Source organism: Moraxella haemolytica (assembly GCF_030177935.1).
GTDB classification, from domain to species: Bacteria; Pseudomonadota; Gammaproteobacteria; order Pseudomonadales; family Moraxellaceae; genus Moraxella; species Moraxella haemolytica.
This window is the reverse complement of the sequence record NZ_CP089974.1, coordinates 1,830,172-1,851,976: the sequence shown is the minus strand read 5'-3', so window position 1 is coordinate 1,851,976 and position 21,805 is coordinate 1,830,172. Positions and strand designations below refer to the sequence as shown.

Genomic DNA, 21,805 nt, shown 5'->3' with positions numbered 1-21,805 from the left:
GGTGGTAGGTTTGGTTTGTCAAGCCCATAAAGCAACAACAAAATCAAGAGAGCATGAAATGCCAAGAGATCGGTCTGGACTTTATCTAAAGATTTTGGTTGGGTTTTGGCAACCAACAAATAGCCCAAGATTGCCTATGACCAAAGAAAAACACCACCCATCAGGGTGGCATCTTTTTAAACAATTCTACCAAAAACTACTGCTCAACATAAATCTGCACCTCAACACGGCGATTGGGTTGTAGACAACGGATTTGTTGTTTTTTGGTGCCATTGATAGAGCAGTCTTTTATTGGCATATACTCACCTGCACCTGTGGTATTTAGTATATCTGATGCAATACCTTTTGATAACAGATAGGTAGCAACCGTATCAGCACGACTTTTTGATAAAGCCAGATTATACTCTTTTGAACCTAGTCTGTCAGTATGACCGATGATATGGGCTTTTACTTTACCTTGGCTTTGATAGTCTTTTAGCTTATCTGCAAGCTCATCAAGTTTGGTCAGACCACCTGGTAACATATCTTTTATACCTGATTTATCAAAAGCAAATAAAGCATCTGCTTGCAAGGCAAAAGTTTCTGTTGGTGTCGCAGGCGAAGATGGCATCTGCTGAACGATGTCTTGAATCACTGCTTGAGTGTGTAGCAAACCTGCTTGTTTTACTTTCTCTTCACACTCAGGTGCAGACCAGTACATGGCATTGATGGTTTTGTTTTTATCAAAACGAATTTGGAATTGACATTGTCTGTAATCACCTACTTGATCACGATAATTAAAGATGTAATTCCATTCATAAACACCATACAAGCCTTCATGATAATGCGGATAGCCAATCAAATGATACAGCTGATCTTTACTCATGCCATGTTCAATCTGAGCAATGTTACTCCAATTAGCCCGTGAGCCTTTATAGTTATTTGATGAAACAACAGCATCATCAATCTTTGGAAACTCAACCTCTGTGTCTGTTTCAACTTCCAAAGCAGAAGTTGAAACACAACCAGTTAGCGTCATCGCCATCAACATCACACCAAACAATGCGGTATGTTTTTTATTCATATCATGTTTTCCTAAGATAAAAGTTATCGCAATGGGTGGGTTACCAGGTAAAGCCTACGCCCACACCATAGCCAAGGTTCTTCTCGGTGTCAACATTTAAGTTTGACTTCAATGCCATGCGTCCATTGTCACTCAAGCGAGAATAACCAATGGCGATTGCTTTCTTATCGCGGAAGCCGCCCAATGCTGCCGATACCATAGATTTGCCTGGCATCATGACTTGTGGTAGGGACGCTGCAGCGTTATTACCGGCAATACCTGCTTGTAGCTGACTTTCAATTTTACCGATGTGGTTATAAACATTCATCAGCTGACCACCATTGACGATATCTTTACTGTCTGGTGCGATATGACCATCAGCCACATTGGTGATGCGTGCTGCACTGCCATCGTTCTGCTGAATTCTGATGGTATCATCACCTTCATGAACAATCTGTGGTCCTGTAGTAGCATCACCTAAGGTGATACCCTCTTTAAAGGTCGCTTGTTTTTCAACCGTCAAGGATTGATTCACAACAGTCTTTTGAAGCGTTGTATCACCATTTGCTGTTAACTTCTCAACAGTTGTATCACCCTTAACTATCAAGGTTTTATCAATCGTTGTGTTACCAGTCACATTCAGCGTACCATTAACAGCAGTATTTTTCAGCTTGGTTTCGCCATTGGTTACTGTCAAGCCATTATTTACCTCAACTGCATCTTTAAAGGTCGCTTTCTCTTTAACAGTCAAGGATTTTTCAAGCGTTGTATCACCATTTGCTGTTAACTTCTCAACAGTTGTATCACCCTTAACTATCAAGGTTTTATCAATCGTTGTGTTACCAGTCACATTCAGCGTACCATTAACAGCAGTATTTTTCAGCTTGGTTTCGCCATTGGTTACTGTCAAGCCATTATTTACCTCAACTGCATCTTTAAAGGTCGCTTTCTCTTTAACAGTCAAGGATTTTTCAAGCGTTGTATCACCATTTGCTGTTAACTTCTCAACAGTTGTATCACCCTTAACTATCAAGGTTTTATCAATCGTTGTGTTACCAGTCACATTCAGCGTACCATTAACAGCAGTATTTTTCAGCTTGGTTTCGCCATTGGTTACTGACAAGCCATTATTTACCTCAACTGTATCTTTAAAGGTCGCTTTCTCTTTAACAGTCAATGATTTTTCAAGCGTTGTATCGCCATTTGCTGTTAACTTCTCAACAGTTGTATCACCCTTAACTATCAAGGTTTTATCAATCGTTGTGTTACCAGTCACATTCAGCGTACCATTAACAGCAGTATTTTTCAGCTTGGTTTCGCCATTGGTTACTGTCAAGCCATTATTTACCTCAACTGTATCTTTAAAGGTCGCTTGTTTTTCAACCGTTAGGGTTTGATTCACAACAGTCTTTTGAAGCGTTGTATCGCCATTTGCAGTGAAATCAGTAACGGTTGTCTTTTGAAGCGTCGTATCACCTTTAACATTTAAGCCACCAGCTTCAACAGTCAGACCATCGCCGGCAGTAATACGACCAGTGGTTTCAATATTGCTTAAACCGCTAATATTCTTAGCAAGTTTTACAACCAACTTGCCATCACCATCTTTCATCACTCCGATATTATTATCAGACAGCTTGGTTGCATCCGTTAAGCCACCGGCAATGGTTAGCGTCTCACCTAATTTACGATGGACTTCTTGATTGTCATCACCAACGAACTTCAGGCCTTTATTTGCCTGTGCATCCAGCTGGCTCTTATTGACTGCATCGTTAGGGTCAACACCATCAGCAACGCCACTAACTTTCGCTCCTTCTGCCGTATTTTCAATACTAAATGTATTGGTTTTACCAGCATTGGTTGCGGTCATTTCAAGCTTATTGTTTTGTAGGTTTAATTGGTTTTTTGGTCCAATGAGTGAGATGCCTTTTGCATTAAACTCGCCCCCGTTACCATCTTTATCGATAACATTCACACCATCGCCACTAAGACTGCTTTCACCATCTTTACCGATGACCGATAAACCGCCTTCTTTAAGACTGCTTTCACCATCTTTACCGATGACCGATAAACCACCTTCTTTAAGACTGCTTTCACCATCTTTACCGATAACTGATAAACCGCCTTCTTCAAGACTACTGCTGCCGTTTTTGCCCGCAACTGACAAACCGGTTTCTTCAAGACTACTGCTGCCGTTTTTGCCGATGACCGATAAACCGCCTTCTTTAAGACTGCTTTCACCGTCTTTACCGATAACTGATAAACCGCCTTCTTCAAGACTACTACTACCGTTTTTGCCTTCAACAGCAACACCGTTCGCCGTCACTTTGCTGACATTACCGTCTCTGTCTGCAACAGTAAGCCCGCCTTTATCGACTGTGCTCTCACCGCCGCCATTACCGACTGCACCGCCGCCAGCACCATTGCCGTTACCGACATTACCGCCATTGCCACCGACATTACTACCACCGCCGTTGCCCAGAGTACTACCACCGCCATTACCCTGTGTCTTAACACCTGCAGGGGAGAGTGTGGTCACATCACCCTTATCATCTTTAAGCGTTAATGTCTTTTTAAGAGAGAAGGTAAAGGTTGTACCTTCTTGTTTAATATCCAAGTTGTCACCGGCAATCAGCTTAATCAAATCACCAGCTCTCACCACTTCTTCGGATGCACCAGAATTAGTACCAAGTCCGGTTTGACCGGAGATGACTTGGAAACCGGATTGATTAATCGCATAGGCAATATCTCTGGCGGTCATCAGTTTCTTAGCATTGTCTATCGCATCGAAAGATACCATTGGAATATCTAATCGACCGCTATTGCTTACCATCAAATCGGTGGTGTTAGCAGCAATCTTATTGCCGTCAATCAGCTTAATGGTGTCATTATCAACATTGACATTAAAGGTCACTTTGCTTGTTTTGCTGTTACCCTCACGAGTGACAACTGCAGTAGTTGCCTTACCATCGATAAAGTCAACTGTATCAAAACCACGAATAAAGTCTCTTGATGCACCATTGTTTTTTAGGTTAAAGCCCACCGACAACACATCAGCTATGGTTGCTGCACGAGACAATCTTTTTGCTCTTTCTGCTGGATCATCTGTTGGTTTAGAAATATCTAATTTGGCATCAATATCTGATGACAGTGTATTATCAGCAGTCGCTGCGATATTACCTGGCAAACCACTAATACCTGTATTGTCAAGCAACAGTGGCGGTTGATTCTGTTTTGAACTTGGAATCTCTATTGCATCAAAGGTTGATTTACCTTTTACATCCATACCTTTGGTTACTTTCAGCTTGCCATCAACGGTGGTGTCTTTAAGCTTGGTTTCACCGGTTGCTGTTAGGTTGGCAACATTTGTATTACCGGTCACTGTCAAGTCGCCGTTCAAATTGGTTGGACCAGCCTGAACAGTCAAACCATTGCCGGCAGTAATATTACCAGTAGTTTGAATGCTTTCTAATCCGCTAAGATTCTTAGCAAGTTTTACTTTCAGACCTTCGCCGTCTTGCACCACGCCGATGTTATTATCAGACAGCTGACCTGAATCCGTCTGACCGCCGGCAATCGTTAGTTTATCGCCTAAGTTACGATGGACTTCACCACCGAAATCACCCTGGAATTTAAGTCCTTTAGTGGTAATACCATCAATTCCGTCCTTCACTTGCTTAAAGTTAACCGCATCACCGTCTTGTGTACCATCAGCAATATTGGTAATTCTCACAGGAGTGCCATTACCGTCTGCTGTCTGAACTTTGATATTACCGTTGTCATTCACAATTTGCGATTGTGGACCAGCCGCCTTATCACCTAAGGTTACACCTTGTTTAAAGGTCGCCTGTCTATCAACAACTAGTGAATCTTTAAGCTGTGCTTGACCCTCAACAGTTAATGTATTTTGAAGCATCACTTCGCCGCTTGCTTCTAATTCTGTAACCGTTGTTTTGCCTTCTACATTCAACGCACCCTGAACAGTGGTGCCTTGAAGCGTAGTGGTACCATTCGCTGTTAGGTTCTGAACAGTGGTATTGCCTGCCTCTAACTCCTCAACTGTTGTTTTACCGCCGCTCACTGTCAAACCTTCTCGCAAGTTAGTCGGACCAGTTACATCTAAGCCACCAGACTCAACAGTCACTTTATCTTTAAAGGTTGATGGGCCAGCTTCAACAGTCAGACCGCCGTCCTGAATGGTTACACCGCCGGTTACATCCACACCTTTTTCAAAGGTCGCTTTATCCTTAACCGTCAGTGTACCACCCAAACTAGTTGCACCACGAGTTACCGTCAAGCCATTGCCGGCAGTAATACTGCCAGTGGTCGTAAGCGTGCCTGTCGCTACCGACTCTAGGTTTTGAAGATTCTTAGCAAGTTTTACTTGTAGATTGGAACCATTAACAACCACCCCGATATTGTTATCAGATAGTCTATCCTGAACCGTTTCTCCACCGGTAATCTTCAGCTTTTCACCTAGCTTACGGGTAACAGGGCCATTAATATCACCCTCAAACTCAAGTGCTTTATCGGCCAAAGCATTCAACTGTCTCTTGGTAACCGCATCACCGTCTTGTGTACCATCAGCAATATTGGTAATTCTCACAGGAGTGCCATTACCGTCTGCTGTCTGAACTTTGATATTACCGTTGTCATTCACAATTTGCGATTGTGGACCAGCCGCCTTATCACCTAAGGTTACACCTTGTTTAAAGGTCGCCTGTCTATCAACAACTAGTGAATCTTTAAGCTGTGCTTGACCCTCAACAGTTAATGTATTTTGAAGCATCACTTCGCCGCTTGCTTCTAATTCTGTAACCGTTGTTTTGCCTTCTACATTCAACGCACCCTGAACAGTGGTGCCTTGAAGCGTAGTGGTACCATTCGCTGTTAGGTTCTGAACAGTGGTATTGCCTGCCTCTAACTCCTCAACTGTTGTTTTACCGCCGCTCACTGTCAAACCTTCTCGCAAGTTAGTCGGACCAGTTACATCTAAGCCACCAGACTCAACAGTCACTTTATCTTTAAAGGTTGATGGGCCAGCTTCAACAGTCAGACCGCCGTCCTGAATGGTTACACCGCCGGTTACATCCACACCTTTTTCAAAGGTCGCTTTATCCTTAACCGTCAGTGTACCACCCAAACTAGTTGCACCACGAGTTACCGTCAAGCCATTGCCGGCAGTAATACTGCCAGTGGTCGTAAGCGTGCCTGTCGCTACCGACTCTAGGTTTTGAAGATTCTTAGCAAGTTTTACTTGTAGATTGGAACCATTAACAACCACCCCGATATTGTTATCAGATAGTCTATCCTGAACCGTTTCTCCACCGGTAATCTTCAGCTTTTCACCTAGCTTACGGGTAACAGGGCCATTAATATCACCCTCAAACTCAAGTGCTTTATCGGCCAAAGCATTCAACTGTCTCTTGGTAACCGCATCACCGTCTTGTGTACCATCAGCAATATTGGTAATTCTCACAGGAGTGCCATTACCGTCTGCTGTCTGAACTTTGATATTACCGTTGTCATTCACAATTTGCGATTGTGGACCAGCCGCCTTATCACCTAAGGTTACACCTTGTTTAAAGGTCGCCTGTCTATCAACAACTAGTGAATCTTTAAGCTGTGCTTGACCCTCAACAGTTAATGTATTTTGAAGCATCACTTCGCCGCTTGCTTCTAATTCTGTAACCGTTGTTTTGCCTTCTACATTCAACGCACCCTGAACAGTGGTGCCTTGAAGCGTAGTGGTACCATTCGCTGTTAGGTTCTGAACAGTGGTATTGCCTGCCTCTAACTCCTCAACTGTTGTTTTACCGCCGCTCACTGTCAAACCTTCTCGCAAGTTAGTCGGACCAGTTACATCTAAGCCACCAGACTCAACAGTCACTTTATCTTTAAAGGTTGATGGGCCAGCTTCAACAGTCAGACCGCCGTCCTGAATGGTTACACCGCCGGTTACATCCACACCTTTTTCAAAGGTCGCTTTATCCTTAACCGTCAGTGTACCACCCAAACTAGTTGCACCACGAGTTACCGTCAAGCCATTGCCGGCAGTAATACTGCCAGTGGTCGTAAGCGTGCCTGTCGCTACCGACTCTAGGTTTTGAAGATTCTTAGCAAGTTTTACTTGTAGATTGGAACCATTAACAACCACCCCGATATTGTTATCAGATAGTCTATCCTGAACCGTTTCTCCACCGGTAATCTTCAGCTTTTCACCTAGCTTACGGGTAACAGGGCCATTAATATCACCCTCAAACTCAAGTGCTTTATCGGCCAAAGCATTCAACTGTCTCTTGGTAACCGCATCACCGTCTTGTGTACCATCAGCAATATTGGTAATTCTCACAGGAGTGCCATTACCGTCTGCTGTCTGAACTTTGATATTACCGTTGTCATTCACAATTTGCGATTGTGGACCAGCCGCCTTATCACCTAAGGTTACACCTTGTTTAAAGGTCGCCTGTCTATCAACAACTAGTGAATCTTTAAGCTGTGCTTGACCCTCAACAGTTAATGTATTTTGAAGCATCACTTCGCCGCTTGCTTCTAATTCTGTAACCGTTGTTTTGCCTTCTACATTCAACGCACCCTGAACAGTGGTGCCTTGAAGCGTAGTGGTACCATTCGCTGTTAGGTTCTGAACAGTGGTATTGCCTGCCTCTAACTCCTCAACTGTTGTTTTACCGCCGCTCACTGTCAAACCTTCTCGCAAGTTAGTCGGACCAGTTACATCTAAGCCACCAGACTCAACAGTCACTTTATCTTTAAAGGTTGATGGGCCAGCTTCAACAGTCAGACCGCCGTCCTGAATGGTTACACCGCCGGTTACATCCACACCTTTTTCAAAGGTCGCTTTATCCTTAACCGTCAGTGTACCACCCAAACTAGTTGCACCACGAGTTACCGTCAAGCCATTGCCGGCAGTAATACTGCCAGTGGTCGTAAGCGTGCCTGTCGCTACCGACTCTAGGTTTTGAAGATTCTTAGCAAGTTTTACTTGTAGATTGGAACCATTAACAACCACCCCGATATTGTTATCAGATAGTCTATCCTGAACCGTTTCTCCACCGGTAATCTTCAGCTTTTCACCTAGCTTACGGGTAACAGGGCCATTAATATCACCCTCAAACTCAAGTGCTTTATCGGCCAAAGCATTCAACTGTCTCTTGGTAACCGCATCACCGTCTTGTGTACCATCAGCAATATTGGTAATTCTCACAGGAGTGCCATTACCGTCTGCTGTCTGAACTTTGATATTACCGTTGTCATTCACAATTTGCGATTGTGGACCAGCCGCCTTATCACCTAAGGTTACACCTTGTTTAAAGGTCGCCTGTCTATCAACAACTAGTGAATCTTTAAGCTGTGCTTGACCCTCAACAGTTAATGTATTTTGAAGCATCACTTCGCCGCTTGCTTCTAATTCTGTAACCGTTGTTTTGCCTTCTACATTCAACGCACCCTGAACAGTGGTGCCTTGAAGCGTAGTGGTACCATTCGCTGTTAGGTTCTGAACAGTGGTATTGCCTGCCTCTAACTCCTCAACTGTTGTTTTACCGCCGCTCACTGTCAAACCTTCTCGCAAGTTAGTCGGACCAGTTACATCTAAGCCACCAGACTCAACAGTCACTTTATCTTTAAAGGTTGATGGGCCAGCTTCAACAGTCAGACCGCCGTCCTGAATGGTTACACCGCCGGTTACATCCACACCTTTTTCAAAGGTCGCTTTATCCTTAACCGTCAGTGTACCACCCAAACTAGTTGCACCACGAGTTACCGTCAAGCCATTGCCGGCAGTAATACTGCCAGTGGTCGTAAGCGTGCCTGTCGCTACCGACTCTAGGTTTTGAAGATTCTTAGCAAGTTTTACTTGTAGATTGGAACCATTAACAACCACCCCGATATTGTTATCAGATAGTCTATCCTGAACCGTTTCTCCACCGGTAATCTTCAGCTTTTCACCTAGCTTACGGGTAACAGGGCCATTAATATCACCCTCAAACTCAAGTGCTTTATCGGCCAAAGCATTCAACTGTCTCTTGGTAACCGCATCACCGTCTTGTGTACCATCAGCAATATTGGTAATTCTCACAGGAGTGCCATTACCGTCTGCTGTCTGAACTTTGATATTGCCACCGTTACCAACAATCTTCGGTCCGCCAGCACCTAAGGTTACACCTTGTTTAAAGGTGGCACCATTATTGACTGTTAGTGACTCTGTTGTTACTGAAGTTAACCCAGTCAGTGTGTTGGATAGTTTTACTTCCAATCCCTTGTCACCAACAACCACCCCAATATTGTTATTAGTCAACTTACTCTCATCAGCACCGCCGGTAATTTTTATGTCCGTGCCCAACTTACGTGTGAGATGTTGTCCGTCTTTGTTTGAATCACCCAAAAACTTTATCCCTTTGTCAGCCCAGGCATCCAGCTGTTTCTTATTGACTGCATCAGTATCAGCTACAGCATCAGCCACCTTAGTCAGTTTATTATTATTAAAATCAACCTTTTGGCTTCTTGCTACCGTCAAGCCACCGTTGGCATTTAGCATACCACCAACATTTGCCGCACCCGTCACATTCAAAGTACTTCCAAGCGTGGTAGCACCGCTAACATCCAAACCACCTCGAGTAACCGTCACTTTATCACCAAAGCTCGATGCACCAGCCTGAACAGTCAAACCACCTCGAGTAACCTTTATGCCACCATTATTAACAGTCAAACCATTGCCACCAACAGTCGCACCACCGGTCAAGTTGGTTGCACCAGTCACATTCAACGTACTTGCAGTGGTACTTCTAAGCGTGGTCGCACCCTTCGCCTCAAAATCGTTGTTCGCTGTTAATTTACCAGAGATGGTCGCACCATTATTGACTGTTAGTGACTCTGTTGTTACTGAAGTTAACCCAGTCAGTGTGTTGGATAGTTTTACTTCCAATCCCTTGTCACCAACAACCACCCCAATATTGTTATTAGTCAACTTACTCTCATCAGCACCGCCGGTAATTTTTATGTCCGTGCCCAACTTACGTGTGAGATGTTGTCCGTCTTTGTTTGAATCACCCAAAAACTTTATCCCTTTGTCAGCCCAGGCATCCAGCTGTTTCTTATTGACTGCATCAGTATCAGCTACAGCATCAGCCACCTTAGTCAGTTTATTATTATTAAAATCAACCTTTTGGCTTCTTGCTACCGTCAAGCCACCGTTGGCATTTAGCATACCACCAACATTTGCCGCACCCGTCACATTCAAAGTACTTCCAAGCGTGGTAGCACCGCTAACATCCAAACCACCTCGAGTAACCGTCACTTTATCACCAAAGCTCGATGCACCAGCCTGAACAGTCAAACCACCTCGAGTAACCTTTATGCCACCATTATTAACAGTCAAACCATTGCCACCAACAGTCGCACCACCGGTCAAGTTGGTTGCACCAGTCACATTCAACGTACTTGCAGTGGTACTTCTAAGCGTGGTCGCACCCTTCGCCTCAAAATCGTTGTTCGCTGTTAATTTACCAGAGATGGTCGCACCATTATTGACTGTTAGTGACTCTGTTGTTACTGAAGTTAACCCAGTCAGTGTGTTGGATAGTTTTACTTCCAATCCCTTGTCACCAACAACCACCCCAATATTGTTATTAGTCAACTTACTCTCATCAGCACCGCCGGTAATTTTTATGTCCGTGCCCAACTTACGTGTGAGATGTTGTCCGTCTTTGTTTGAATCACCCAAAAACTTTATCCCTTTGTCAGCCCAGGCATCCAGCTGTTTCTTATTGACTGCATCAGTATCAGCTACAGCATCAGCCACCTTAGTCAGTTTATTATTATTAAAATCAACCTTTTGGCTTCTTGCTACCGTCAAGCCACCGTTGGCATTTAGCATACCACCAACATTTGCCGCACCCGTCACATTCAAAGTACTTCCAAGCGTGGTAGCACCGCTAACATCCAAACCACCTCGAGTAACCGTCACTTTATCACCAAAGCTCGATGCACCAGCCTGAACAGTCAAACCACCGCGAGTAACCGTTATGCCACCATTATTAACAGTCAAACCATTGCCACCAACAGTCGCACCACCGGTCAAATTGGTTGGGCCAGTCACATTCAGCTTACCAGTAACATCCACCTTTTTAAGTGATGTATCACCAGTTGCTGTTAGTTTAGCAACCTGTGTATTACCGGTTACTGTCAAGCCACCGTTCAAATTGGTTGGGCCAGCGGTCACCGTCAAGCCACCTTGAGTAACCGTTATGCCGCCATTAGCAACAGTCACGCCCCCAGTAGTCACTGTCAAACCACCACCGGCTGTAATACGACCGGTGGTTTTAATGGTTTCCAACCCACTAATATTCTTGGCAAGTTTTACAACCAGACCATTACCACCAACAACCACCCCAATATTATTATTAGTCAACTTATCCCTATTAGCACCGCCGGTAATATTCAGTTTTTGGCCTAACTTGCGAGTGGCAACATCACTAGCTGAATCACCTTCAAACTGTAATCCTGTATTAGCCAGCTCGTCCAACTGCCCTTTATTGACTGCATCAAAAGCATCTTTACCGTCCCAAATATTGGTGATTCGAGCATACCCTCCTCCGTTCTTCTGAACCTTGATGGCATCACCATTATTAACAATCTTCGGACCATTGTTGGCATTACCTAAGGTTATGCCTTGTGTAAAGGTGGCACTATTATTGACTGTCAGTGAGTTTGTTGTTACTGAAGTTAACCCAGACAGAGTTTTAGCAAGTTTTACTTGTAGATTGGAACCATTAACAACCACCCCAATATTGTTAGTAGTCAACTGATTCTCATTAGCACCGCCGGTAATTTGTACTTCCTCGTTCAACTTACGTGTGAAAAATTTTGAGGCTTCGTTTGAATCACCCCGAAACTTCAATCCTGTATTGGTTAATTCTGCCGCCTTTTCATCCAACTGTCTCTTATTGACTGCATCAGTATCAGCTGTAGCATTACCCACATTAGTCAGTCTATTATTATTAAAATTAACCGTTTTGTTATTTGCTACCGTCAAGCCACCGTTGGCATTTAGCGTACCGCCGATGGTCGCAATGCCGGTTGTAGTAATTGTGTTAAATGTTGGACTGTCCTTTACGGCAATATCGATGGTTCCAGCTGCCTGTGCTAGTACTATGTTTTTACCGGCTTGGAATGTTGCTGTCTGATTAGATGTGATTGTATGCTGTCTGTTAGCCGCTGTACCTGTGCCGGCTTTTGTAGCCAGCTTCCAGCTTACGCCAATGTTTTTTATATCCTTTTGTAACGCTTCTGCTACATCGTTAATCGCCTGTGCCACATCAGCAGATTTCGCCAAACCTGTTGGACCGCTCGCAGCCATTACCTTTGTTTTAGTATTTTGACTTTCAAGCCCCTGCGTTATGACATCAAAGGTTACTCTCGCATTCTCTTGTGTGCCGCCCGTTCTCCCATCTGTGGCTGTCTCAACGCTAACTAAACCACTATTCCCTTTCTTAAAGCTTACTTTATTGCCGATACCAACGGTTGCTTTTTTAGCACCGGCATTATCATGCACATCAAACCCGATACCCTCTACAATTCTATACAACTGCGAGCCGTTAATCGCTTCGGTGCTGTTGGGGCCAATCGTACCGGCCGCTACATTCTGAATAACTCGCTCACTCCCCGATGAACCCACTGAAAAAGAATGAGTTTTGTTGTGGGCTTTCCATTGATTCGCCAAAAAGGTCTTTTGTCCAACTGTTAAATCACCTCTCGCTGTCGTATCAGACGCACTTGAATTTCTACCGATAGCCACATTTTCACTGTCGGATGCTGATGCTCCATTACCGATGACCACGTTATACGCACCACCGGCAGTTGTACTATAACCTATCGCCACTGCTCGTTTATGATCAGTGTCAACCCTGGCGTTATGCCCAATCGCAACCCCCCCCTCTGCATTTACCGTTGCAGGGTTTCTAGCGCTATCTGCATCTCCCGAGCCAATCGCAATCCCTTGTGGGGCATTCGATAAAGCAGAGCGACCAATCGCGATACCGCCGTCTCCGCTGGCGTCAACCAACGCATTACTCCCCAGTGCCGTACTACGATAGGCAAGTGCTTTGGCACGCTCACCCACTGCTGTACCGCTAACCGCATCACTATTAGCATTACCAACCTGTGCCTCACGCCCCAGCACCACCGAGTGTCCTGACCACGCACGAGCATCTGTCCCCACAACTAAGGAGTTTTCTAATTCACGAGCCCGACCTACTCTGAACACATCTGCCCCATCACCGGAAAGCTTTGCCCCATACCCGATAACCGTACTGTCTTTGCCATTGTTGATTGCTTGATTCCCTAGCACCACACCGTTGGTGGATAAGCCAACTGAGCCTATACCAATAACGATAGAGCTGTTATCCGCCCGTGCTGAACTACCGATGGCCACTGATGATCCTTTTGCTATAGCTGATGTTCCTATACCAAGAGAATTCAAACCTTGAATATTCGTGCCAGAACCAATCGCAATACCGCCTTGCGATCTGGTTTGAACTGTTGCAGAACGTCCTATTGCAATCCCATTTAGTGAATTGGCATTAACCGTCGCTCCATACCCAATAACCGTCCCGTTGTTACTGGCATTGGTTGCACTAATCCCCAGTACCGTCCCGTTGCTAGACTTAGATTTTGAGCTATAACCAACCACAATAGACGTATTAGCTGCCTCTGCTGCGTTACCTATCGCTACTGATCCGCCGCTTGATTTAGCCCCTGTCCCGATAGCAAGAGAGTTTGGGTCCCTAGAGGACGCTTGCGAACCAATAGAGATGTTACCTTGACTCACGGTTACCGAGTCTGCCCCGATAGAGATTGTTTGGTTACCACCGGTATTCGCTCTCGCCCCTAAAGCAATCGCATTTTGAACTTGCTCACCCCGTCCGATTGCCGCGTAACCGATAATCACGTTTGAGTTTGGCGTAGTTGCACCGGGAACCGCTGAGCTGCCAAGGAAAGTACTGTGCCCGATCACAATCGAGTTATAGGCATGGACTCTTCCTGGTCCAGTATAAGGTAAAGCATTGCCAGTTGGGTTACTGGTTACATGACGCCCCCCCCAAACCAAGTTCTCTGAACCCTCGTTACGACCTTCCCAAAACTGAGCCGACACACTCCCAGAAAAGCTCAGTCCGCTGAGCAGTAGGGTGGTTAGGGCGAACGAACGAACTGCTGGTTTAAGAGAGTCTATTGCACTGGCAATTGGGTTTAGATGAAAGCTGCTGCTTTGAGTAGGGTCTTTGCTTAATGATGTGCTACCGGTTTGGGTGCGTTGATGACCACGAGCCAATTCAGAGACAGCTTGAAACACTTGTGTGGTGCGGTTAAAAATAACCTTATAGACTTTATTCATACTTTCATTCCAGCGTAGTTAGCCCACCCTTGTTGACTGAATTTTTACAAGGGCGGTTAAAAAAATCAATGCGGTTTGATGACCAAACCTTTATGAACCAAACTGTGCTGTGCATTGCTTGGTGTGATTGTTTGGGTGTTTTGTTGGATTATAACCCAAACTTAAGTTGTTATTCATTAATATTATCAATTGATATTATTAATTAATATTATCAATTGATAATATTGCTAATATATTTAGCTTACATGGGTGTATTTTACCACAATATTTACTCCGCAGGGGGGGGGGATAAAATAATGAAAGAGAGTTGTTATTTTATTGTTACCATTGATAATCATTGTTGTTTTATTACTAATGGCTGACTGTGGTTGGGGTTTTGTATTGTGTTGCCAAAGACAATTAACCTGTGTGCTTGAGCCCAAATAGGGCAAAGCACACGGGCATCATTAGTATATTGGTATTACAGAAGGTGGGTTACCACGCAAGACCTACACCTACGCCAGCACCGACCTTTTTTTTGGTATCAGCACTTAAATGCGACTTCAAGGTTACTCGTCCGCTACCGCTTAGCCGAGAATAACCGATGGCGACGGCACTTTTATCGGCATATGTACCCAGTGCAACTGAGACCATCGATTGACCTGCTAGTGTGGCTTGTGGTAATGACATGGCTGCATGATTACCTGCGATGCCTGCCTGTAGGCGGTCTTCGATCTCATCAATGCGGTTGCCAATACCAAAGACACGCTCATCGATGTGGTTATAAACACCCAACAACTGACTGCCATTGACAGCATCTGTGCTGTCTGGTGCGATACGACCATCAGCGACATTCTGCACGGTCAGACCACCTGCATTGATGCCTGTGTCTTTTGCGATACTGACAGGACCGACTACTACCTGATCTGCCACGACACGCTCAGCAGTTACCGATTTAACAGTAATATCGTCATTTAATGATACGACAACACTGCCTTGCTCTGTGTTGGTGCTAATGTTCGACTGACCAGTGATGGTAATCGTATCGCCTAACTGGTGGTTGGTGGTTTTATTATCTTGAGTTTTAACATTCAGACCTTTGCTGATTTTAGCAGCATTGGTATTGGCTGTTTGTTGTGCTTGGGTGGCTTTATTATCAGCGATGACAGCTTTGTCATTGGCGGTCTTGGCCTCATTGATGCTTTGTTGGATTTTATCCTTAGTGGCTTGATCGATATCGCCTTTATCACCTTTAGGACCTTGCTCACCTTTAGGACCTTGTGGACCAGTTTCGCCTTTATCACCCTTAGGACCTTGTTCCCCTTGTTCCCCTTGTTCCCCTTGTTCGCCTTTTTCACCAGCTGGACCTGCTGGACCTTGTGGACCAGTTTCGCCTTTATCACCCTTAGGACCTTGTGGACCAGTGTCGCCTTTATCACCAGCTGGACCCTGCGGACCAGTGTCGCCTTTAGGACCTTGTGCACCGTCTCGCCCATTTCTTAGAGTGATGATTTGTTTTTGTCCATCGGGTTGAGTGATGGTGATGGTATAGCTATCGCCATTGTCCTGAGTATTAAACTTTGTACCTTTAACAACAACTGTTTGTGTCATGGCCCCATTGTTGGGCGTGGTATCGACAGTAACACCATGCTCACCTCTAAAAGTATAGGCTGGTATAGTGTTCAAGCTTGTTACTACAGCGTGCAACTGTGAACCATTGATCGCATCGGTTGAGTCTGCAGTAACACGACCAGCAGCGACATGGACGATTTGGCGTTCTTTACCTGTAGAACCTATAGAAACGGTTGATGTAGGAGTAGCACCTGCAAAATTATATTGCTGATTGCGAGTCGTGATGTTTGGTGTTGAGTTATGTTTAGTAGCCGCACTCTGGTGGCCAAGCACTACAGCGTTATCAAAACCGTAATCAACCGTTATTTCATTACCAAGTGCTACAACAGAATTAGATTTAACATCAAGACCTTTACCAGCAGCGATAGAGTCATTCCCTGATACGGTGTTGTTGGTACCAACGGTAATAGAATTATTTCCTGATATGGTATTTTTGTAACCATTAGCGGTAGAGTTATTGCCTGATACATTAGAGGAACTACCGGTGGCAGTAGAGTGCATTCCCTTTGCTTGAGCATTCTGACCAAGTGCGATAGAGCCTACTTTTGTTGCCTGAGTATTGTGTCCGATGGCGATGCCAGAATTGTTTGCGGTTGCCTCTTGACCAATGGCAATCGCACCCACCATTTTTCCATTGTTGGAAGCGCTTGTAGCACTTGCTTTGCCACCGATGGCGATGGCTGAATCGCCAGTTGCAGTAGTGTTAAAACCAAGTGCGGTAGCATTCTCCCCTGATGCGTTAGAACTTTTTCCAAGTGCAGTAGAGCCTGCTTTTGTTGCTTGAGCCCCTTGCCCAAGTGCAGTAGAGTTTTGCTCCAATGCTTGAGAATCTTGCCCAAGTGCGGTAGAATCCAGTCCCATTGCTCGAGAACTTGCACCAAGTGCAGTAGAGGTCCCTTGAGTTGCTTTAGAACCTGCACCAAGTGCAGTAGAGCTCGCTTTTGTTGCTTGGGCATCAGATCCAACCGCAGTAGCTAAATTTGCCATTGCTTGAGACCCTTGTCCAACCGCAGTAGCTCCTTTCCCTTGTGAGTGACCAGCAGGAACAAATCCCTGCTGAGCATATGCCTTAGTAGTCATCATGGGTAGGGTGGTTATTACTGCCAGTGTCAGGGATGTTATTGGAATGTGGATACTAAAGTTGTTGGTATGGGCGGTACGGTTTTTGTTGCGCTGTTTCATTAGGTTTTTATTCATAATTTACTCACAAATAATAATGACTGATGAAATGTTGCTATTTATTCGTAAGCCAAACACGACTCATGGCATTGTTTGGCTTCGTTAGGGGGTGTTTTGTTAAGTTTTGTTTATATGACCAAGCGTTAACGATTCATCTCTTGGTTGAAGTTGGATGGCTCTAACACAACGATGCCTGCATGGACAAGAGCAGGGGGTAGATGTAACAAAACTGCTATGTTGCTAATTAGTGATTGTTGCCTCCTGTTAATATTTCTTGTGGTTAAGTTAAGTGGCTGACGCCCATTTTGGTTATTTGATGATGGTTTTGTCAAAATATTTATCCACCAACTCATCATATTTGCCGTTTTGTTTTAGGGTGGCAAGAGCGGTGTTGAATTCGTCTTTGAGTGGGTCATTTTTGCGTAGGGCGATGGCGACGCTGTCGTTGATGTCAATCGGTTCACCTTTGACTTCAAAATCAGCCCCTTGCTCGGTTTTTAGCCAGTCTAATGCAGGAACGATGTCTGACAACATACCATCGACACGACCAGCGGTCAAATCAAGATAAGCATTGTCTTGGGTGCTGTATGCTTTGATGGTTGCTTTGGGGTGGTTTTTGGTTAGGTAGTCGGCAGAAACGGTGGCCTGCTGTACGGCGATGTTTTTGTCATCTAGGGTGTTGGCATTGAGCTCAACGCCTTTTTGACCAAGCAGGACTAGGGTGTTGTTAAAATACGAATCGCTAAAATCCACCACTTCGGCACGCTCGCTGGTCGCTGACATACCTGCCATGACGGCATCAAATTTTTTGGCATTTAGACCGACAATCAGACCGTCCCAATCTTGGCTTTGGATATCGCATTTGGCGACCATCTCTTGGCATAGGGCGTTGGCTAGGTCAATCTCAAAGCCCACCAAGTTACCGCTGGCATCTAGGTAGCTAAATGGCTTAAAGCTAGATTCGGTGGCGATGCGGATTTGTTTTTCGCCGGTAGTGGCTGCACTCTTGTCGTCTGCCCCTTGATTATTGCTACAGGCAACAACAAGGGTGCTGATTGCCAATATGCTAAGTAGTTTTAGTTTCATGATGATTGCCCCTTACTTATTTTTGATTGGTTTTAGCGTGGGCTGATTGCCACGCTAGTGATGGCTGATGAATTATTGAAAACTGGCAGTTTCAATCTCTGCCAATTTACCTGATTCTTTGAGTTTGGTAAGGGCTTGGTTGAATTCATCTTTTAGGGTGTCGCCTTTGCGAACCGCAATGCCCAGATTGTCGTTGTTGTCAATCTCTTCGCCGACCAAGCCAAAGCCTTGCTGTTCTTGTTTTAGCCATTCGGCGGCAGAGACTTTTTCTGCCATGACAGCAGCGTTACGACCTGCTTTTAGGTCAAGATAGGCGTTTAGGTAGGTGTCGTAGAGCTTGACGGTGTTGCCATCTTTGCCGTCATATTTTTCGGCGATATAGGCAGCCCCTGTGGTTGAACGCTGTGAACCTAGGATTTTGTTGGTGATGTTGTTTGGGTCGAAGCTACCATCGGTCTTAGATAGCCAAACGATGGTATTAGAAAAATACGGCTCGGTAAAATCCACCTGCTCTAGGCGTTCTGGAGTGATGGACATACCTGCGATGATGGCGTCGTATTTTTTGGCATTAAGACCAGGGATTAGACCTTCCCAATCTTGGGCGACAATGTCGCATTTGGCGTTGATTTCGGCACACACGGCATTGATGACCTCAACATCAAAGCCGACAATCTTGCCATCTGGAGCGGTGTCATTAAATGGGGGATAAGCCGCTTCGGTGGCGATGGTCAGCTGACGCTGTTCGGTCGTCTGGGCAGGCTTGTCTTGACTGCAAGCGACTAGGGCAAGAGCGATGGCGGTAACGCCTGCGAATTTATATAACATAAAATGTCCTTAAACTAACAAGTAGAGATTAACAAAACAGATATTAATAAGCAAATACTAACAAAATAAGTACCAAAAACGAACTTGAACAACAAACCTTAAGTCAAACCCTAAGAGCGATGCGATGCCATGAATTCACGCACACGCTCAGATTTTGGGTTATCAAAGACCTCGTCAGGCGTGCCAATCTCTTCAATGCGTCCTTGATGTAAAAACACAATCTTATCTGATACCTCACGAGCAAAACGCATCTCGTGGGTAACAATGAGCATGGTGCGACCCTCTGCGGCCAGCCCACGCATGACAGACAGTACTTCATTGACCAGCTCAGGGTCTAATGCTGAGGTCGGCTCATCAAACAGTAGCACCTGTGGCTTCATTGCCAAAGCACGAGCGATTGCCACACGCTGACGCTGACCGCCTGACAGATTGTCAGGATAGGCATTTTTTTTGTCAAGCAGACCAACCTTGTTGAGTAGGTGTTCGGCTTCGGCGATTGCCTGATCTTTGGGTTGTTTGAGTACTTGGGTTGGACCTTCGATGATGTTATCCAAGATGGTTTTGTGTGGCCATAGGTTGAAATTTTGGAATACGAAGCCGATTTTTGAGCGTAAACTTTCTAGCTGTCTTGGATTTTTGGCGACCAATTCGCCTTTTTTCTCGGTCAAGATTAAGGCTTCATTGCCGATGGTGATGCTACCTTTGGTGGGTTTTTCAAGTAGGTTGATACAGCGTAGCAAGGTAGATTTGCCCGAACCTGACGAACCTAGAATGCTGATGACATCGCCATCATAGGCGGTCAAAGAGACGCCTTTGAGTACGGACAGTGAGCCGTAGTTTTTGTGAATGTCTTGCAGGTCTAAGGCGATGGGGAGAGTGTCAATCATGTTGGTTACTTAATAAAAAAGGTTTGATTTGATAACGAAAGTTTTGGGTTCGTTGATGAAATATAACAAGTTGATTGGGATATTTTCGCCAAAACCATAAAAAAGCAAATATTTTTGTGATTTTGGGTGAAATTTTTTGTATTTTAGCGAAATTTTGGGCGGTTGTGGTAAATTTATTGACAATTTTGATGATTTATTGGTATTTATGAATAATTCGCATAGAAAAATTAGTCATTGATTGCTATGATAGGGTAAATTGACTGGTAAGGGGGGTTGTAGCCCCTGTCACATTCAAACCACTTGCGTTTGTATTTCCCAGTTTTGTAGTCCCTGCAGTCAAACTTCCAAGCTTTGTATCCCCTGATACAGTCAAACCACTTCTGGCGGTTAGCGTGCTACCATTAACCGTCAAACCCTTATTAAGTGTCACACTGTTGTTCACAGTCAAATTACCTGCAAGACGCGCAGTACCTTGCACAGTCAAATTACCATTAACAGTCTGATTCCGAACATTACTGTCATTTGTTTGTGCAGCAGCCATCATGGACAAAGTGGATACCACCGCCAGTGTCAGGGCTTTCATCTTAACTGGCATACCAGAGTTGTTGGTATGGATAGCACGGCTCTTGTTGTGCTTTTTATTGGTTTTTTATTCATAATTTACTCACAAATGATGACTGCTGATGAAATTCTGCCAAACACTTAAAAGGCAGATACCCATCGCCAAACAGTGCCATGCATTGCTTGGTTTGATCGTGTGGGTGTTTTTTGGTTGCAACTGATTGGCAACCATTCCAAGCTTAAGTTTTAGGATTGATTAAAATTGTTGCTAGTATATTTAGCTTAAGAGAGATATTTTACCATAAAGTTGCTTCCGCAGGAGGTAGATAAAATAATACAACAATATTGTTATCTTATTGTTACTATTGATAATGATATTATTTGGTGCTTTTGGTGATGTTATGTCTATTGATGATGAGCTGAGCAGATGTCAGCTCTGGCGGTCATCAGCCAAGCTGTGAGTGGTATTAAGTTTGGCTAAATGTTCATCATTTTTGCTTGAGCCAAGTTTACTGCCTTTGTCATCGGCTGGAATTTCGACATTATGCTGTTTAGATGGTGCATATCCCAAATCGGCTTTGATTTCTTCGGCAGTTTTTAAAAATTGTTCGGCGTGTTCTCTGCTATTTTGCACTAAAATGTATTGATTTAAATCTTGATCTGTTTTATAATTATGGCAAAAGGTCAGCATTAGATGGCGAGGGGGGGTAATTGATACCCGAAGCTATCAATAAATTGCTGACCTTTTTTGTTATCCCAATACAGCACATTGTTCAAATCTCTTTCAATTTGGCTTTTGCTTCTACCATACACCGAATTAATTTCTATGCCGTCTTGTTTTTGTGTGGCAGACAATACATCGATGACAGGTTTATCTTTTGTATTTTCTTTTTCAATCAGTTCGGTCAGAACCAAATAAGCGTTTGGATTGCTAGATGTTTGTGCTGACTTCATGATGGCAATTGGATGTTCTAGCTGGCTTGGGATTGCTTTTAAGTCCGAGACGGTGATGTTGTGTTTTCTGATAGCATCTTTTAGTACCGTTTTTCTGTGGATATAGACGGGCAAGTCTTGTACACCAAGCATTTGTAAAACTTTTGGCGTGCTACCCACCCAAATTTTAGAACCATCCAACGGCTTGCCTTCTATGGCGTTATCAATAGCCTTGCCAAAATCATCTGGTTTTTTGTTATTTTTACTCATTTT

Annotated in this window: 9 protein-coding genes; all 9 read right to left on the bottom strand. The window is 44.4% G+C overall.

The window, feature by feature from the left end; genetic code table 11:
• Positions 1-196 precede the first annotated feature (196 nt).
• Positions 197-1,063, bottom strand: a complete 867-nt coding sequence (locus LU276_RS08795; protein WP_284673464.1) for an OmpA family protein — start codon at positions 1,061-1,063, stop codon at positions 197-199.
• Positions 1,064-1,103: 40 nt separating this feature from the next.
• A complete protein-coding gene (locus LU276_RS08790) occupies positions 1,104-14,450 on the bottom strand; it encodes a YadA-like family protein (protein WP_284673463.1) in 13,347 nt (4,448 codons plus the stop codon).
• Positions 14,451-14,924: 474 nt separating this feature from the next.
• A complete protein-coding gene (locus LU276_RS08785) occupies positions 14,925-17,258 on the bottom strand; it encodes a YadA-like family protein (RefSeq protein WP_284673462.1) in 2,334 nt (777 codons plus the stop codon).
• 291 nt (positions 17,259-17,549) lie between these two features.
• The gene (locus LU276_RS08780; protein ID WP_284673461.1) at positions 17,550-18,326 is read right to left on the bottom strand and encodes a transporter substrate-binding domain-containing protein; all 777 of its coding nucleotides are present in this window, start codon (positions 18,324-18,326) and stop codon (positions 17,550-17,552) included.
• A 72-nt stretch (positions 18,327-18,398) separates the two neighbouring features.
• On the bottom strand, positions 18,399-19,151 hold the full coding sequence (locus LU276_RS08775) for a transporter substrate-binding domain-containing protein (protein WP_284673460.1): 753 nt from the start codon (positions 19,149-19,151) through the stop codon (positions 18,399-18,401).
• Between the two features lie 110 nt (positions 19,152-19,261).
• Positions 19,262-20,038, bottom strand: coding sequence for an ABC transporter ATP-binding protein (locus tag LU276_RS08770; protein WP_284673459.1), 777 nt, complete (start codon positions 20,036-20,038; stop codon positions 19,262-19,264).
• 241 nt (positions 20,039-20,279) lie between these two features.
• The gene (locus tag LU276_RS08765) at positions 20,280-20,621 is read right to left on the bottom strand and encodes a hypothetical protein (protein WP_284673458.1); all 342 of its coding nucleotides are present in this window, start codon (positions 20,619-20,621) and stop codon (positions 20,280-20,282) included.
• 408 nt (positions 20,622-21,029) lie between these two features.
• Positions 21,030-21,233: a hypothetical protein gene (locus LU276_RS08760; protein WP_284673457.1), complete on the bottom strand. Its 204-nt coding sequence runs from the start codon at positions 21,231-21,233 to the stop codon at positions 21,030-21,032.
• 56 nt (positions 21,234-21,289) lie between these two features.
• A complete protein-coding gene (locus tag LU276_RS08755) occupies positions 21,290-21,802 on the bottom strand; it encodes a MuF-C-terminal domain-containing protein (RefSeq protein ID WP_284673456.1) in 513 nt (170 codons plus the stop codon).
• Positions 21,803-21,805 lie beyond the last annotated feature (3 nt).

What these genes read in the sequence shown, in the direction of transcription:
- LU276_RS08795 (WP_284673464.1), bottom strand. Translation starts at nt 1,063, where the DNA reads ATGAATAAAAAACATACCGCATTGTTTGGTGTGATGTTGATGGCGATG.
- LU276_RS08790 (WP_284673463.1), bottom strand. Translation starts at nt 14,450, where the DNA reads ATGAATAAAGTCTATAAGGTTATTTTTAACCGCACCACACAAGTGTTT.
- LU276_RS08785 (WP_284673462.1), bottom strand. Translation starts at nt 17,258, where the DNA reads ATGAATAAAAACCTAATGAAACAGCGCAACAAAAACCGTACCGCCCAT.
- LU276_RS08780 (WP_284673461.1), bottom strand. Translation starts at nt 18,326, where the DNA reads ATGAAACTAAAACTACTTAGCATATTGGCAATCAGCACCCTTGTTGTT.
- LU276_RS08775 (WP_284673460.1), bottom strand. Translation starts at nt 19,151, where the DNA reads ATGTTATATAAATTCGCAGGCGTTACCGCCATCGCTCTTGCCCTAGTC.
- LU276_RS08770 (WP_284673459.1), bottom strand. Translation starts at nt 20,038, where the DNA reads ATGATTGACACTCTCCCCATCGCCTTAGACCTGCAAGACATTCACAAA.
- LU276_RS08765 (WP_284673458.1), bottom strand. Translation starts at nt 20,621, where the DNA reads ATGAAAGCCCTGACACTGGCGGTGGTATCCACTTTGTCCATGATGGCT.
- LU276_RS08755 (WP_284673456.1), bottom strand. Translation starts at nt 21,802, where the DNA reads ATGAGTAAAAATAACAAAAAACCAGATGATTTTGGCAAGGCTATTGAT.